Origin of the sequence: Streptomyces sp. NPDC014733 (assembly GCF_043083385.1) — a bacterium.
Taxonomy (GTDB): Bacteria; Actinomycetota; Actinomycetes; order Streptomycetales; family Streptomycetaceae; genus Streptomyces.
Genome location: NZ_JBIBYO010000013.1, coordinates 1 through 15,196, shown reverse-complemented (window position 1 = coordinate 15,196; position 15,196 = coordinate 1). Strand labels below are relative to the sequence as shown.

13 protein-coding genes and 1 pseudogene are annotated in these 15,196 nt (G+C 72.4%); 12 read left to right on the top strand and 2 right to left on the bottom strand.

Annotation, left to right across the window (positions count from 1 at the left end; translation table 11 throughout):
• The first annotated feature begins 10 nt into the window (after nt 1-10).
• From dacB to folE, 6 genes are all read left to right on the top strand, one after another.
• On the top strand, nt 11-1,732 hold the full coding sequence (gene dacB, locus ACF1BH_RS24875; RefSeq protein WP_391645744.1) for a D-alanyl-D-alanine carboxypeptidase/D-alanyl-D-alanine-endopeptidase: 1,722 nt from the start codon (nt 11-13) through the stop codon (nt 1,730-1,732).
• A 96-nt stretch (nt 1,733-1,828) separates the two neighbouring features.
• Nucleotides 1,829-2,998: a zinc-dependent metalloprotease gene (locus ACF1BH_RS24870; RefSeq protein ID WP_391645742.1), complete on the top strand. Its 1,170-nt coding sequence runs from the start codon at nt 1,829-1,831 to the stop codon at nt 2,996-2,998.
• 192 nt (nt 2,999-3,190) lie between these two features.
• Nucleotides 3,191-4,198, top strand: a complete 1,008-nt coding sequence (gene tilS, locus ACF1BH_RS24865) for a tRNA lysidine(34) synthetase TilS (RefSeq protein ID WP_391645740.1) — start codon at nt 3,191-3,193, stop codon at nt 4,196-4,198.
• Nucleotides 4,199-4,285: 87 nt separating this feature from the next.
• Complete coding sequence (gene hpt, locus ACF1BH_RS24860) at nt 4,286-4,825, top strand: hypoxanthine phosphoribosyltransferase (RefSeq protein WP_030288495.1); 540 nt, start codon at nt 4,286-4,288, stop codon at nt 4,823-4,825.
• A gap of 291 nt (nt 4,826-5,116) precedes the next feature.
• Entirely contained in the window at nt 5,117-7,138 is a 2,022-nt protein-coding gene (gene ftsH / locus ACF1BH_RS24855) for an ATP-dependent zinc metalloprotease FtsH (protein ID WP_391645738.1), read from the top strand.
• Nucleotides 7,139-7,243: 105 nt separating this feature from the next.
• Entirely contained in the window at nt 7,244-7,849 is a 606-nt protein-coding gene (gene folE / locus ACF1BH_RS24850; protein WP_391645736.1) for a GTP cyclohydrolase I FolE, read from the top strand.
• 72 nt (nt 7,850-7,921) lie between these two features.
• Here folE and ACF1BH_RS24845 read toward each other — a convergent pair whose 3' ends face one another.
• Nucleotides 7,922-9,037 (bottom strand): alpha/beta hydrolase, encoded by a 1,116-nt coding sequence (locus ACF1BH_RS24845; protein WP_391645734.1) that lies wholly within the window; start codon nt 9,035-9,037, stop codon nt 7,922-7,924.
• A 139-nt stretch (nt 9,038-9,176) separates the two neighbouring features.
• Between ACF1BH_RS24845 and ACF1BH_RS24840 the strand changes: the two genes are divergently transcribed.
• The 6 genes from ACF1BH_RS24840 to ACF1BH_RS24815 all read left to right on the top strand — a co-directional run bounded on the left by ACF1BH_RS24840 (nt 9,177) and on the right by ACF1BH_RS24815 (nt 14,503).
• Nucleotides 9,177-11,024 (top strand): phosphatidylglycerol lysyltransferase domain-containing protein, encoded by a 1,848-nt coding sequence (locus ACF1BH_RS24840; protein WP_391645732.1) that lies wholly within the window; start codon nt 9,177-9,179, stop codon nt 11,022-11,024.
• Nucleotides 11,025-11,122: 98 nt separating this feature from the next.
• Complete coding sequence (gene folP, locus ACF1BH_RS24835; RefSeq protein ID WP_391645730.1) at nt 11,123-12,025, top strand: dihydropteroate synthase; 903 nt, start codon at nt 11,123-11,125, stop codon at nt 12,023-12,025.
• Between the two features lie 5 nt (nt 12,026-12,030).
• Nucleotides 12,031-12,507, top strand: coding sequence for a nuclear transport factor 2 family protein (locus ACF1BH_RS24830; RefSeq protein WP_391646052.1), 477 nt, complete (start codon nt 12,031-12,033; stop codon nt 12,505-12,507).
• A gap of 377 nt (nt 12,508-12,884) precedes the next feature.
• Nucleotides 12,885-13,244 (top strand): dihydroneopterin aldolase, encoded by a 360-nt coding sequence (gene folB / locus ACF1BH_RS24825; RefSeq protein WP_391645728.1) that lies wholly within the window; start codon nt 12,885-12,887, stop codon nt 13,242-13,244.
• Complete coding sequence (gene folK, locus ACF1BH_RS24820) at nt 13,241-13,837, top strand: 2-amino-4-hydroxy-6-hydroxymethyldihydropteridine diphosphokinase (RefSeq protein WP_391645726.1); 597 nt, start codon at nt 13,241-13,243, stop codon at nt 13,835-13,837. Before folB ends, folK begins: the two co-directional genes overlap by 4 nt.
• 171 nt (nt 13,838-14,008) lie before the next feature.
• Nucleotides 14,009-14,503, top strand: coding sequence for a DUF3180 domain-containing protein (locus ACF1BH_RS24815; protein ID WP_391645724.1), 495 nt, complete (start codon nt 14,009-14,011; stop codon nt 14,501-14,503).
• Nucleotides 14,504-14,648: 145 nt separating this feature from the next.
• On the opposite strand, the pseudogene ACF1BH_RS24810 reads toward ACF1BH_RS24815, so the two are convergent.
• A pseudogene (locus ACF1BH_RS24810) lies at nt 14,649-15,196 on the bottom strand (ABC transporter ATP-binding protein); the annotation flags it as partial.

Genomic DNA, 15,196 nt, shown 5'->3' with positions numbered 1-15,196 from the left:
CTGGTCCAAGGTGCCGGAGACCGGATCGTGGCAGGTCAAGTGGGAGACGGCGGGACGGTCGGCCCGGGCGTGCGCCCGTACCGCGGCCCGTACGGCACAGCGGGCCGGCCACGAGGTCCGCCGTACCTGGCGCGCCGCACCGCCGCGTACGCGGAGCACCTGGCGCCTGACGGCGGTGGCCACCGCCGCGGGCCTGGCGACCGCGACGGCCGCGGTGGCGGTGGCCGGGCCCTGGGACTCGGGTCAGCGTACGGCCGAGCGGGCGCTCGCGGGGGCCCCGAACGGTACGGGTGGCGTACATCACGGCGGGGCGCCCGGCCGCGGCGGCGCGCCGGGGAGCGCGGGTGGCGGCCCCGCGCTTCCGCAGGTCCTCCCGGCGCTCGGCCTCCCGGCGGCCGGTGCCGGCGGGCGCGGCGCGGCCCCGCAGCCCACCGGCGCCGGGCTCGCCGACGCGCTCTCGCCGCTGCTCAAGGACAAGGCGCTGGGCCCGCTGCGGACCGCGTCGGTCATCGACGTCGCCACCGGGCACCAGGTGTTCGCCGCCAAGCCCACCGCGGCGGCGGTGCCCGCCTCCACCGTGAAGCTCGCCACCGCCGTCGCCGCCCTCACCACCCTGGGCGCCGACCACCGCATCGAGACGACGGTGGTGACCGCGGCGGAGGCGGCGGACGACGGCAGGAACGGCGCGCGGGACAAGCACCCCGAAGACGCCAAGGACGGCAAGGGTGCCAAGGACGCCAAGGGCTCCGGGGACGACGGCAAGGGCGGCAAGGGCGGCAAGCCCGCGACGCCGCGGATCGTGCTGGTCGGCGGCGGGGACCCGACGCTCACCGCGCGGGCGGGCGAGGGCGCCGACGGGCCCGCCAGCCTGCGGGACCTCGCCGACGACACCGCCCGCGCCCTCGCCCGGAGCGGCCGCAAGAAGGTTTCTCTCGCCTACGACACCTCGCTCTACTCCGGCCCCGCCGTCCACCCCATCGGCCCCAACGAGAACCTCGCCCGCGTCACCCCGCTCATGGCCGACGAGGGCCGCCTCGACGACAGCGACAACGGCCCGGCGCCCCGCGCCGGCGACCCGTCGGCCGACGCCGCCCGCGCCTTCGCCGCCCGCCTCAAGGAGCGCGGCATCGCCGTCGACGGCAGCCCGGTGTCCGCCCGCGCGCCGAAGGACGCCACCCGCCTGGCCACCGTCCGCTCCCAGCCGCTCGGCGCCCTCGTCGAGAGGATGCTGACCAACAGCGACAACGACATCGCCGAGGCGCTGGCCCGGCAGACCGCCCTCGGCGCCCACCGGCCCGCCAGCTTCTCCGGCGCCGGGACAGCCGTCCGCACGGCGCTCGCCGCCCAGCACCTGCCGCTCGCCGGCGCCCGTTTCGACGACGGCAGCGGGCTGGACCGTGACGACAAGGTCAGCGCCGAACTCCTCGCCCGTCTGCTGCTGCACGCCTCGGCGCCCGACCACCCGGAGCTCCGCCCGATCGTCACCGGACTGCCGGTCGCCGCCTTCACCGGCACCCTCGGCAGCCGCTACGCCGACACCGCGGGCGCCGGTGCGGTACGCGCCAAGACCGGCACCCTGACCGGTGTGAACACCCTCGCCGGGACCGTCGTCGACGCCGACGGACGGCTGCTGGTCTTCGCGTTCATGACCAACGGCACCAGCGACGCCCAGGGCGCCCAGAAGGCCCTCGACACGCTCGCCTCGGCGGTCGCCAACTGCGGCTGCCGCTGATCCGCAGCTGATCCGCCGAAGATCCACCGAAGCCCACCGCCCCGCGGGGCGACCTTCGGCTACCCCCGAGCGATGTGCCCACGTACCGTGAAACGCATGACGAGCATCGGTGGAGTCGAGATGGTCGACTGGAACCTCGCGGCGGCGACGGCGACGCGGTTCGTGCGGCCCGGTCCGGAGGTCAGCCGCGACGAGGCGCGGGCGATCGTCGCCGAGCTGCGCGCGCACGCCCGGTCCTCCGAGGAACACGTCCGCGCCTTCACCCGCATGGCGCAGCCCGGGGCCGGGGGCGCCGCCGCGCCGCACGACACGCCCGTCCTCGTGGTGGACCGCCCCGGCTGGATCAAGGCGAACGTCGCCGGGTTCCGCGCGGTGCTCAAACCCCTGCTGAACAAGATGGCCGAGCGCCGCCCCGGCGGCCCCGGCGGCGCGGTGCTCGGCGCCGTCGGCGGCAAGGTCACCGGCGTCGAGCTGGGCATGCTCCTGTCGTTCCTCGCCTCCCGCGTCCTCGGCCAGTACGAGACGTTCGCCCCGGCCACGCGGGACCTGCCCGCCGGCGCCCGCGGCGGCCGGCTGCTGCTCGTCGCGCCCAACATCGTCCACGTCGAACGGGAGCTGGCGGTCGACCCGCACGACTTCCGCCTCTGGGTCTGCCTGCACGAGGAGACCCACCGCACCCAGTTCACCGCCGTGCCCTGGCTGCGCGATCACATCGAGGGCGAGGTCCAGGCGTTCCTGGCCGAGACCGACATCGACCCGGGCGCCCTGGTGGAACGGCTCCGCGAGGCCGCCCAGGCGCTCACCGGCGCCCGGCCCGAGGGCGAATCCGGCGAGGAGGAGTCCCGCTCCCTCGTCGACCTCGTCCAGACCCCGGCCCAGCGCGAGATCCTCGGCCGCCTGACCGCCGTGATGTCCCTCCTGGAGGGCCACGCCGACTACGTCATGGACGGCGTCGGGCCCGAGGTGGTGCCCTCCGTCGCCGAGATCCGCGAGAAGTTCCAGCAGCGCCGGGCCAGCGGCGCCGGGCGCCTCGACCTCGCGCTGCGCAAGCTCCTCGGCCTCGACGCCAAGCTGCGCCAGTACCGCGACGGCGAACGCTTCGTCCGCGCGGTCGTCGACGAGCTCGGCATGGACGGCTTCAACCGCGTCTGGACGTCACCCAACACGCTCCCCACCAAGCAGGAGATCGCCGCGCCCGCCGACTGGATCGCACGGGTGAAGGGAGCAGGAGACGGAGCACCGGGTGCGGAGGATGGAGCACCGTAGGACAGAGACGCGCCGCGCGCACGCCGGACGGCAGATGTGCGCCCCCGTAATCACCCTTCTGAGGGACCGTTACCAGGGGATAGGCGTGCAATGCTCGGGGAACTGCTCGCCTCTGTCACCATCTAGGCACTCTGTGTGACGAATGTGTCGTCCACGGACCAAGGCTCCCCAGCTGAACGATTGGAAACGGACATGGGTCCCCATCCAGCGGTCGCCGCGATACGCCTGGCGGTCCGCCGCGTACTCCACGACGTACTCAACCGGCACTGCGCCCAGGCCAGGACCGAGCCCCCGCTCGTCCTGGTCGCCTGCTCAGGCGGCGCCGACTCCATGGCGCTCGCCTCCGCCCTCGCCTTCGAGGCCCCCCGGCTCGGCGTGCGCGCGGGCGGCGTCACCGTCGACCACGGCCTCCAGGCCGGCTCGGATCTCCGCGCCGCCGAGGTCGTCCTGCGGCTGCGCTCCCTCCACCTCGACCCGGCCGAGGCGGTCACCGTCCGCGTCGGCAAGGCGGGCGGCCCCGAAGCCGCCGCCCGCGACGCCCGGTACGCCGCCCTCGACGCCGCCGCCGAACGCCACGGCGCCGCCGCCGTCCTCCTCGGCCACACCCGCGACGACCAGGCCGAGACCGTGCTGCTCGGCCTCGCCCGCGGCTCCGGCACCCGCTCCCTCTCCGGCATGGCCGCGACCACCGGCCACCTGGGCCGCTACCGCCGCCCGTTCCTCGGCGTCGACCGCCAGACCGCCCGCACCGCCTGCCTCATCCAGTCCCTCCCGGTCTGGGACGACCCCCACAACACCGACCCCTCCTACACCCGCTCCCGACTGCGCCACGAAGGGCTGCCCGCCCTGGAGAAGGCGCTCGGCAAGGGCGTCGTCGAAGCCCTCGCCCGTACGGCACAGCTCTCCCGGGACGACGCCGACGCCCTCGACTCCTGGGCCGCCGACGCCGAACGCACGGTCCGCGGCGCGGAGGGCACGCTCGACGTCGCCGGGCTGTACGCGCTGCCGCCGGCGGTGCGCCGCCGGGTGCTGCGCCGGGCCGTCATCGACGCGGGCGCACCGGCCGGTTCGCTCTTCGCCCGGCACATCGAGGAAGTGGACCGGCTGATCACGGCCTGGCGGGGTCAGGGCGGCCTCAATCTCCCCGGGCGCGTCGGTGTTCGACGGCAGGGTGGCAGACTTGTCATTCGGCAGGGCTGAGCCGCAGGACCGCTGCCCCGCCTGATCAGTCCGGCGACGGACACGACACCGAACCGAGCGAGAGTGGCACGGGTGGACGACAAGGACATGGGCTCCGACCTTGAGTCGGTACTCATCAGCAAGGAAGAGATCGACGCGAAGCTGGCTGAGCTGGCCGCGAAGATCGACGCGGAGTACGCGGGCAAGGACCTGCTCATCGTCGGCGTCCTGAAGGGCGCCGTGATGGTGATGGCGGACCTGGCGCGGGCGCTGTCCACCCCCGTCACGATGGACTGGATGGCGGTGTCCTCGTACGGCGTGGGCACCAAGTCCTCCGGTGTGGTGCGGATCCTCAAGGACCTCGACACCGACATCAAGGGCCGGGACGTCCTGATCGTCGAGGACATCATCGACTCCGGCCTCACGCTGTCGTGGCTGCTGTCCAACCTCGGTTCGCGCGAGCCCGCCTCGCTGGAGGTCTGCACGCTGCTGCGCAAGCCCGAGGCCGCCAAGGTCGATATCGACGTGAAGTGGATCGGCTTCGACATTCCCAATGAATTCGTCGTCGGCTACGGCCTCGACTTCGCCGAGAAATACCGCAACCTGCCGTTCGTCGGCACCCTCGCACCGCACGTGTACGGCGGCTGAGGACGGCATCCGCTCGCCGGTCGTACGGATCGGCGAGGGCCCGGAACGGCCACGGCGTGGCGGCCGCGCGGCGGTGGGAACCCGCCGGGGCCGCCCGCCGTTGAAGCAGAGAACGGAATCCGCGTACACATTGTTCGCTGTCGGCGTCGCCGACGGGTGACAATGCTGGGGTACCGTCCGAAGGCACTCAATTTTTCGGGCCAGTAATACACCGTACGCACGACCAGCCCTCCGCAGGGCTGTTGTGCCTCACTGTGGCAGGAGGGACGGGGCCGTGTCGGCTCCGTATGGATGGACGTGAAGCGATACTTCCGTGGGCCGGTCATGTGGATCGTGCTGGCCGTCCTCGCCGTGGTCGTGTTGATGCAGGTCGTCGGGGAATCCGGCGGCTACAAGACGGTGGACACCGGTCAGGTCGTCAAGGCGATCACTGACAACAAGGTGAAATCCGCCGAGCTGACGACCGGCGACGAGAACAAGATCAAGATCGAGTTGTCGGGCGACAACAAGATCGAGGGTTCCAACAAGCTGCAGGCGAGCTACATCGGCGACCAGGGCGTCGACATCGCGAAGAACCTGCAGGCCAAGTACCAGACCGGCGAGATCAAGGACGGCTACACGGTCGCCCCGTCGAAGCAGAACCCGTTCGTCGGACTGCTGATCACGCTGCTTCCCTTCATCCTCATCCCGATCATCTTCCTGTTCCTGATGAACCAGGCGCAGGGCGGTGGCTCCCGGGTGATGAACTTCGGGAAGTCCAAGGCGAAGCTGATCACCAAGGACACGCCCAAGACGACCTTCGCGGACGTCGCCGGGTCGGACGAGGCGGTCGAGGAGCTCCACGAGATCAAGGAGTTCCTCCAGGAGCCGGCGAAGTTCCAGGCCGTCGGCGCCAAGATCCCCAAGGGTGTCCTGCTGTACGGCCCGCCCGGAACGGGCAAGACGCTGCTGGCGCGCGCCGTCGCGGGCGAGGCCGGCGTGCCGTTCTACTCGATCTCCGGCTCCGACTTCGTCGAGATGTTCGTCGGTGTCGGTGCCTCCCGGGTGCGTGACCTCTTCGAGCAGGCCAAGGCGAACGCCCCGGCGATCGTCTTCGTCGACGAGATCGACGCGGTGGGCCGCCACCGCGGCGCCGGTCTCGGCGGCGGTCACGACGAGCGCGAGCAGACGCTCAACCAGCTGCTCGTCGAGATGGACGGCTTCGACGTCAAGGGCGGCGTCATCCTGATCGCCGCCACCAACCGCCCGGACATCCTCGACCCGGCGCTGCTGCGTCCCGGCCGTTTCGACCGGCAGATCGCCGTCGACCGTCCGGACATGCAGGGCCGGCTGGAGATCCTGAAGGTCCACCAGAAGGGCAAGCCGGTCGCGCCGGACGTCGACCTCACGGCCGTCGCCAAGCGGACCCCCGGCTTCACCGGTGCCGATCTCTCCAACGTCCTCAACGAGGCCGCGCTGCTGACGGCCCGGAGCGACAAGAAGCTGATCGACAACCACTTCCTGGACGAGGCGATCGACCGCGTGGTGGCCGGTCCGCAGAAGCGGACCCGGATCATGTCGGACAAGGAGAAGAAGATCACCGCGTACCACGAGGGCGGACACGCCCTGGTCGCGGCGGCTTCCCCGAACTCCGACCCGGTCCACAAGATCACGATCCTGTCCCGCGGCCGGGCCCTGGGCTACACCATGGTCCTGCCCGACGAGGACAAGTACTCCACCACCCGCAACGAAATGCTCGACCAGCTGGCGTACATGCTGGGCGGGCGCGCGGCGGAGGAGCTGGTCTTCCACGACCCGACGACCGGCGCGGCCAACGACATCGAGAAGGCCACCGCCACCGCCCGGGCGATGGTCACCCAGTACGGCATGACCGAGCGCCTCGGTGCCATCAAGTTCGGCACCGACAACTCCGAGCCGTTCCTGGGCCGCGAGATGGGTCACCAGCGCGACTACTCCGAGGAGGTCGCCGCGCTGGTCGACGAGGAGGTCAAGAAGCTCATCGAGACCGCGCACAACGAGGCGTGGGAGATCCTCGTCGAGAACCGCGACGTTCTCGACAACCTCGTCCTGGAGCTCCTGGAGAAGGAGACCCTGGGCAAGGAGGAGATCGCCGAGGTCTTCAAGCACATCGTGAAGCGCCCGGCCCGCCCGGCGTGGACCGGCTCCTCGCGGCGCACCCCGTCGTCCCGCCCGCCGGTGCTCTCCCCGCGGGAGCTGTCCCCGGCCAACGGCACGGTCCCGGGCAACGGCACCGTCTCGATGGACAAGTCGGTGACGGAGCCGGAGTCCCCGGAGGACACCCGCGAAAGCTGACGGGGATCACACCGCCCCGGAATGTCCGCCGCGTCTCCCAGGTTCTAGCCTGGGAGGCGCGGCATTTCCGCATCCGGAGCGGGCGCAGAAGGAACGAGGCACCACATGACCGACCCTGTGACGCTGGACGGCGACGCCGCGATCGGCGTGTTCGACGAGAAGCGCGCCGAGAACGCCGTGCGGGAGTTGCTGATCGCGGTCGGCGAGGACCCGGACCGCGAGGGCCTGCTGGAGACCCCGGCGCGGGTGGCGCGTGCGTACAAGGAGATCTTCGCCGGGCTGTGGCAGAAGCCCGAGGACGTCCTGACCACGACGTTCGACATCGGTCACGACGAGATGGTGCTGGTCAAGGACATCGAGGTGACCTCCAGCTGCGAGCACCACCTGGTGCCGTTCGTCGGGGTGGCGCACGTCGGGTACATACCGTCCGCCGACGGGAAGATCACCGGGCTGTCGAAGCTGGCCCGGCTGGTGGACGTCTTCGCCCGCCGCCCGCAGGTCCAGGAGCGGCTGACGACGCAGATCGCCGACTCCCTGATGGAGATCCTGGAGCCGCGCGGCGTCATCGTCGTCATCGAGTGCGAGCACATGTGCATGACGATGCGCGGGGTCCGTAAGCCCGGTGCGAAGACCACCACCTCCGCGGTCCGCGGTCAGCTCCGCGACCCGGCGACCCGCGCCGAGGCGATGAGCCTGATACTCGCGCGATAAGGCGGTACGACGAAGGGGCGGGCGCTCACGGGCGCCCGCCCCTTCTCGCTGTCCGTACGCCGGGCCGCGTCCTCACACCTTCAGCCGGCTGCCCAGCCACTCCATGGCGGCGGGGATCTCGCGGCGCCAGGTGTTGAAGTTGTGGCCGCCGCTGTCGAGGATGATCGACGAGATCGTGGACGGCGACTTCGTCTGCTTGATGAACCGCACCGTCTCCTTGAAGTTGCCCTCGCCCTGCTTGCTGCTGGTGACCAGCAGGTTCACCGGCGGCGCGGGCAGGTGGCGCTGGCGCCAGAGGAGGTTGTTCTCCCGCTCCAGCTGCGGGTCGCCGCCGAAGAGGTCGCCGGTGGTGGCGTCCAGCGGCGCCTTGTAGCTGCCGGAGAGGGCGACGGCGGTGGAGAACGACTCCGGGTGGCGCATCGTCATCTTGAGCGCGCAGTAGCCGCCGGTGGAGTCGCCGATCACGCCCCAGCTCTTGGCGTCCTTGCCGACGCGGAAGTGGCCGGCGATGTCGCGGCGCAGGTCCTCGGTGAAGAACGTCTCGGTCTGCGGGCCGCCGGGCACGTCCACGCACTCGGTGTCGCGGGGCGGTGCGACGGTCGGCCGCATCATCACCAGGACCATCGGCTGCATCTTGCCCTTGCCGTGCAGCGCGTGCTGGGTCTGCGGGAAGTGCAGCTTCTTGTAGAGCGCCTGGGCGGTGCCGGGGTAGCCGGTGAGGACCAGCGCCGCCGGGAAGACCTTGTGGGCGTGGGCGCGCTGGAAGTACTGCGGCGGCAGATAGACGAAGGCGGGGCTGCTGATGCCGGACTTCTCACCGTGCAGCATCACCTTCTCGATGCGCCCGGCGACCTTCGGCCGGGAGCTGCCGTCGACGTTGAACCGCTCGGCGCCGAGCTTCGTCAGCCGGGTGCCGTCGGGGCCGCTCGTGTAGTTCGTGACGACGCCGGGCTCCTGCTCCTGCCCGAAGAGGTCGGCCCAGGACGCGTAGAAGCCGAACGAGTTGTTGGCGGCGAGACCGACGGCGGCGAACAGCGATATCTGCGTGAGGAGCAGGACGCCGACCCGCCCGAGGACCGGGCGCCAGCTGCGGCCCGACAACCGCGGCCACAGCCAGACCGTGAGCACGAAGAAGGCCACGGCGAGGACGACGGCCAGTATCAGCAGCTTTTTGCTGGTGAGACCCATGTGGTGCTTTCTCCCGGGCGGCCGGCCCGCCGGTCCGCTGTTGGAACCCCGAGCCCTGAAACGCCGTCATACAGGGCGCAAAAGTCCGGAAGCTGCGACCAGGTTCGCACGTTCTCTCGACCGGGGCGACGGGAAAGTGATGTCTGACAGGCTAGATGGCGAAAAGTCCGGGACGGTTGCGTGGCGTCGGCCACGCTGGCTCCGGGGCCCGCGGCCCGCGTCGGTGCCGCCGCTCATCGGCAGCGCCGGCGTCGTCGTCGGCCTCCTCGACATCGTCTCCGGCGTCTTCCCGCGCTTCCGGCACAGCCGGATGCATGCGCTGGCCGAGGTGCTGCCGGGCGCGGTCAGCCCGCTGGCGGCCGCCGCCTCCCTCGTCGTCGGCATCCTGCTGCTCCTCCTGGCGCACGGCCTCAAACGGCGCAAGCGCCGGGCGTGGACGGCGGCGGTGGCGCTGCTGCCGATCGGCGCGATCGCCCAGCTGGTCTACCGCCACTCGGTGTTCGGCGCGGCCCTCTCGCTGCTGCTGCTCGGCTTCCTGGTGTGGCACCGCAAGGAGTTCGCGGCGCTGCCCGATCCGCGCAGCCGTTGGAAGGCGCTGGCCAACGCGGTGGTGCTGGGCGGCGCGAGTTTCGGCATCGGCATGGTGATCGTCAGCTCGCACCCGGGGCGTGTCGTCGGCTCGCCGACCGTGTGGGAGCGCGTCCAGCACGTCCTGTGGGGACTCTGCGGCTTCGAGGGCCCCATCGCGTACACCCACCACGTCGACTACACCGTCGGCTACTCGCTCGGCGCGCTCGGGCTGCTGACCGCCGCGACCACCGCCTACCTGGCCTTCCGGCCCGAGCATCCGGCGGCGCGGCTCACCGAGGAGGACGAGCTGCGGCTGCGGGAGCTGCTGGAGCGGCACGGCGGGCGGGACTCGCTCGGCTACTTCGCGCTCCGCCGCGACAAGGGCGCCGTCTTCTCGCCGACCGGCAAGGCGGCCGTCTGCTACCGGGTGATCTCCGGGGTGATGCTCGCCAGCGGCGACCCGATCGGCGACGTCGAGGCGTGGCCCGGCGCGATCGAGCGGTTCATGGAGGTGGCCCGGGCGCACTCCTGGACGCCCGCGGTGACCGGTTGCAGCGAGACCGGCGGCCAGGTGTGGACCCGCGAGACCGGGATGGACGCGCTGGAGCTGGGCGACGAGGCGATCGTCGACGTGGCCGGTTTCACGCTCGGCGGCCGGGCGATGCGCAACGTCCGCCAGATGGTCAAGCGCATCGAGCGCAACGGCTACGAGACCCGGGTGCGGCGGGTGCGGGACCTGGAGCCGGAGGAGCTGGCGCGGATCCAGCGGGCGGCCGACGCCTGGCGGGACACCGACACCGAGCGCGGCTTCTCCATGGCGCTGGGCAGGATCGACGCGGTCGCCGACGGCGACGCGGTGATCGCCACCGCGCACCAGGCGCCGGAGGAGGGCGCGGAGCCCGGTCCGTTCGGCGATCTCAAGGCGATGCAGCACTACGTGCCGTGGGGCCGGGACGGTATCTCGCTGGAGCTGATGCGCCGCGACCGCGCGGCCGACCCGGGGATGAACGAGCTGCTGATCGTCGCGGCGCTCCAGGCGGCGCCGGAGCTGAAGATCGCGCGGGTGTCGCTGAACTTCGCGGTCTTCCGCTCGTCCCTGGAGCGTGGCGAGAAGCTGGGCGCCGGGCCGGTCATCCGGGTCTGGCGCGGGATGTTGATCTTCCTGTCGCGGTGGTACCAGATCGAGTCGCTGTACAAGTTCAACGACAAGTTCCAGCCGCGCTGGGAGCCCCGTTTCGTGGTCTTCCGCAACAGCCGTGACATCCCGCGCATCGGGCTGGCCGCGCTCCAGGCCGAGGGCTACCTGGAACTGGGCCTGCCGCGCGCCCTGCGCCGGCGCACCCCCGACGAGCCCCGGCCGTGCGCCCATGTGCCGATGCCGCGGCCCGCCCGGGACACGGTCGAGCGGGCCGCCTGAGCGCGGCGCGGACCGGCGCCGGGCGCGGCGCGGAAGGCTCCGCTCCGGGCATCGGTGGCCGCCGTTCGGGTGGCCGGAACACCGCCTACGCTGGGGACATGAATACCTTGCGTGACCGGGTGGCCGGACTGCCGGAGTGGGATCGCTGCGCGGTGATGGGCGTGGTCAACGTCACGCCCGATTCGTTCTCCGACGGCGGTGCGTGGTTCGACCCCGAGCTGGCCGTCAAACACGGCCTGGACCTGGTGGCGCAGGGGGCCGATCTGATCGATGTCGGCGGCGAGTCGACCCGGCCGGGCGCCGCGCGCGTCGACGAGGCCGAGGAGCTGCGCCGCGTCATACCCGTGGTCCGGGAGCTGGCCGCGGCGGGCGCGGTGATCTCCGTGGACACCATGCGCGCCAGCGTCGCGGAGCAGGCGGTGGCGGCCGGGGCGCGGCTGGTCAACGACGTCTCCGCGGGCGCCGCCGACCCGGCGATGATCCCGGCGGTGGCCGCGGCCGGGGCGCCGTTCGTGGTGATGCACTGGCGCGGTCAGTCCATCGACATGAACAACCGCGCGCTCTACGCGGACGTCGTCGGCGAGGTCGTCGACGAACTGTCCCGCGCCATGGAGCGCGCGGTGGCCGGCGGTATCGCCCCCGAGCGCATCGTCATCGACCCGGGCCTGGGCTTCGCCAAGGAGGCGGCGCACGACCTGGCGCTGGTCGCCCACCTTCCCCGGCTGCGGGCGCTGGGCCGTCCGCTGCTGGTGGCCGCATCCCGCAAACGGTTCCTGGGCAGGGTGCTGGCGGGCGGCGAGGGCGCGGCCCCGCCGCCGGCCCGGGAGCGGGACGCGGCGACGGCCGCGGTATCGGCGCTGGTGGCGCGGGAGGGCGCCTGGGCGGTGCGGGTGCACGAGGTACGGGCGAGCGCGGACGCTGTACGGGTCGCCCGCGCACTGGAGACCGCGGCGGACGACTCCGCGGACGGCACACAGGACGACGTGACGGGAGCGGCGTGAGCGGGTTGGGCCCACGGACCGACATCGAGCTGGTCGAGCAGGCGAACACGGAGCTGTACGAGGCCGTGGAGCGCGGCGACCAGGAGGCGCTGACCGCGCTCTGGCTGGACGGGCAGGTCAGCGTGGTGCACCCGGGCTGGCCGGTGTTGCGCGGCCGGGGTGAGGTGCTCCGCTCGTACGCGCTGATCATGGCGAACACCGAGTACATCCAGTTCTTCCTCACCGACGTCGAGATCGATGTGATGGGAGACACCGCGCTGGTCACCTGCACCGAGAACATCCTCAGCGGCGGCCCGGCGGAGGACGACGGCTCGGTGGGGCCGCTGATCGGCCAGCTGGTCGTGGCGACCAATGTCTTCCGGCGTACGGAGGAGGGCTGGCGGGTGTGGTCGCACCACGGGTCGCCGGTGCTGACGGACGGCGAGGACGACGAGGACGGCGACGGCCCGGCCGGTCCCGGCGAGGTCGCGGGCGGCGTCTGACCAGGGCGGTTGCCCGGCGCGGGGGAGAGGCCCGGAGGGGGCGGCCGGGTTACGGCATCCGGGGGACGGCGTCAGCGGCCGGGGTCAGCAGGGCAGACGGCGGGCACCCGTTCGAGCCAAGTGCGGGGCGGGTAGGGGTGGGGTGTGCGGTCAGGGGTAAGAGGCCGCGCGGGCGGTTGCACGGCCGCCCCGGGCCCGCTTCGCAGGGCCGGTTCTTAGCAGCAGCGACGGCCCTTGTCCATAGCCCCCATGGGCAAGCGTTGTCGGTGCTCGCAGGTAGATTCGACAACGGGCGATGTGCCGGAGGCGTTCGGCGCGGGTCCGGAATCCGACGAGCAGGGGCGCCGCCAGGTGCCGGACCGGTGGGAGTGATTCGCGTGGATCGTGTCGCGCTGCGTGGGCTGAAGGCCCGTGGGCACCACGGGGTGTTCCCCCGCGAACGCGAGGAGGGCCAGACCTTCCTCGTGGATCTGGTGCTGGGTCTGGACACCCGTCCGGCGGCGGCGGCCGACGATCTCGCCAAGACCGTCCATTACGGCGTGGTGGCCGAGGAGGTGGTGGCGATCGTCGAGGGCGATCCGGTCGACCTCATCGAGACCCTCGCGGAGCGGATCGCCACCCAGTGCCTGAAGCACGAGGGGGTGCAGGAGGTGGAGGTCGTGGTGCACAAGCCGGACGCCCCGATCACCGTCCCCTTCGACGACGTGACCATCACCATCACCCGGAGCCGAGTATGAAGACCAGCAGCGACCCGACCGTCCAGCCGGTGCCCACCTCCGTCGTCGAGCAGGTGGACGCGGCCGATGTGACGCTCTCCAACCCCAAACGCGCCGTCATCTCCCTCGGCAGCAATCTCGGCAACCGCCTGGAGACCCTCCAGGGCGCGATCGACGCGCTGGAGGACACGCCCGGCCTGCGGGTCAAGGCCGTCTCGCCGGTCTACGAGACCGAGCCGTGGGGCGTCGAGCCCGGCTCGCAGCCCTCGTACTTCAACGCCGTCGTGCTGATCAAGACGACGCTGCCCCCGGAGTCCCTGCTGGAGCGCGGCCACGCCATCGAGGAGGCCTTCGAGCGGGTGCGGGACGAGCGCTGGGCCCCGCGCACCATCGACGTCGACATCCTCGCCTACCAGGACGTCGTCTCCGACGACCCGCGGCTGACCCTGCCGCACCCGCGCGCCCATGAGCGGGCCTTCGTGCTGGTGCCGTGGCACGACGTCGATCCGTCCGCCGAGGTCCCCGGGCGCGGCCCGGTCGCCGAGCTGCTGGCCGGCATCGGCAGCGAGGGCGTCACGCTCCGCACCGACCTGGAACTGCGGCTGCCCGAGTAATCGTTAGGCTTGCGGGTCCGCGCGGCCCGCGCGGACGCCGACGCTCCGGCCGGTCGCGTACGTCGTGGACGGCGATTCCGCCGCCGTCGTGGTTGCGTAGGACGTGAGCGCCGCGGCGCGGCGGGACGGATCGAGCGGTACGGCCATGACGGTGCAAGGAGCGAATGCCCGGTGAAGCAGCTACGTATCAAGGTGCTGGTCGGGCTGTTCGTGGTGGCCGGCGTGCTGGCGTGGGCCGGCGCCCGGCTGTGGGACAGCTTCGGGAGCCTGCCGAGCGTCCCGGTGGCCGCGCCGATCGTGCTGGCGCTGATCGCCGCGCTGCTGGGCTCGGCGGCCTTCTCGTTCCGCGCGCGGCTGCGTGCCCAGCGTGAGCGGCGCCCCGACGCCAAGGGCGTGGAGCCGCTGCTCGCCGCCCGCGTGCTGATCTTCGGGCAGGCCAGCGCCCTGGTCGCGGCGCTGGTCGCCGGGCTCTACGGCGGCGTCGGCGTCTTCCTGCTGACCACCGGCCTCGACTCCGGACCGCGCCGCGACCAGACGATCTACGCCGGACTCTCCGTCCTGGCGGGCGCCGCCGTGGTCGCTGCGGCCCTCTTCCTGGAGCGGGTCTGCAAGCTGCCGGAGGACGACGACCTGGACGGGCCGGGGCCGGGCTCCACATCGGTGTGAGCACGGGGGCGGCCGCTCGCGCGGCTTCCGTCGGTGCCCCGGGCCCGCGGCCGTCCGGCGCGCGGGCCTTCCGCATGTCGGGCCCGTACGGCCCGGCCCGGATGACCGAGCGGGACGACCGGGCCGTACGACCCGGCGCCGCTGATCAGGCGCCCGGGACGGTGTCCAGGGTGACCGCCTCGCGGGTGGTCCGGGAGGCGTCGGCGGTGGTGGCACGGCGCAGGGCGGCGTGCAGGCCGCCGGGGGTGAGGACGCCCGCGTAGCGCCCCTCGTCGAGGACGGCTATCCACCCGGCGTCGTGGCCCAGCAGCGCCCCGAACGCCTCCCGCAGCGGCGCGCCCACCGGCAGTGTGGCGTCCATCGGGCGGGCGTGGTCGCGGACGGTGGCGCCGTCCGGGCCGTCGCCGGTGAGCGCGTCGGCGGGCACCCAGCCGTACGGCGCCGCCTCGCCGTCCAGGACGACCGCCCAGGACGCGTCGTCGGCGGCGAGCGCCTCGGCGGCGCGACCGGCCGGGTCGTCGAGCCGGACGACCGGGCGTTCCTCCAGGTCACCGGGTTCGACGGGGGTGACCGAGAGGCGCTTGATGCCGCGGTCCGCGCCGACGAATTCGGCGACGTAGGGGGTGGCGGGTGTGCCGAGGACGGCTGCGGGGGTGTCGAACTGCTCGATGCGGCCCTGTCCGTAGACGGCGA

Coding starts and splice junctions, on each gene's coding strand:
- folK (WP_391645726.1), top strand. CDS start 13,241: ATGAAGACCAGCAGCGACCCGACCGTCCAGCCGGTGCCCACCTCCGTC.
- folE (WP_391645736.1), top strand. CDS start 7,244: ATGACCGACCCTGTGACGCTGGACGGCGACGCCGCGATCGGCGTGTTC.
- ACF1BH_RS24870 (WP_391645742.1), top strand. CDS start 1,829: ATGACGAGCATCGGTGGAGTCGAGATGGTCGACTGGAACCTCGCGGCG.
- ftsH (WP_391645738.1), top strand. CDS start 5,117: ATGGACGTGAAGCGATACTTCCGTGGGCCGGTCATGTGGATCGTGCTG.
- ACF1BH_RS24845 (WP_391645734.1), bottom strand. CDS start 9,037: ATGGGTCTCACCAGCAAAAAGCTGCTGATACTGGCCGTCGTCCTCGCC.
- tilS (WP_391645740.1), top strand. CDS start 3,191: ATGGGTCCCCATCCAGCGGTCGCCGCGATACGCCTGGCGGTCCGCCGC.
- folP (WP_391645730.1), top strand. CDS start 11,123: ATGAATACCTTGCGTGACCGGGTGGCCGGACTGCCGGAGTGGGATCGC.
- hpt (WP_030288495.1), top strand. CDS start 4,286: ATGGGCTCCGACCTTGAGTCGGTACTCATCAGCAAGGAAGAGATCGAC.
- ACF1BH_RS24840 (WP_391645732.1), top strand. CDS start 9,177: ATGTCTGACAGGCTAGATGGCGAAAAGTCCGGGACGGTTGCGTGGCGT.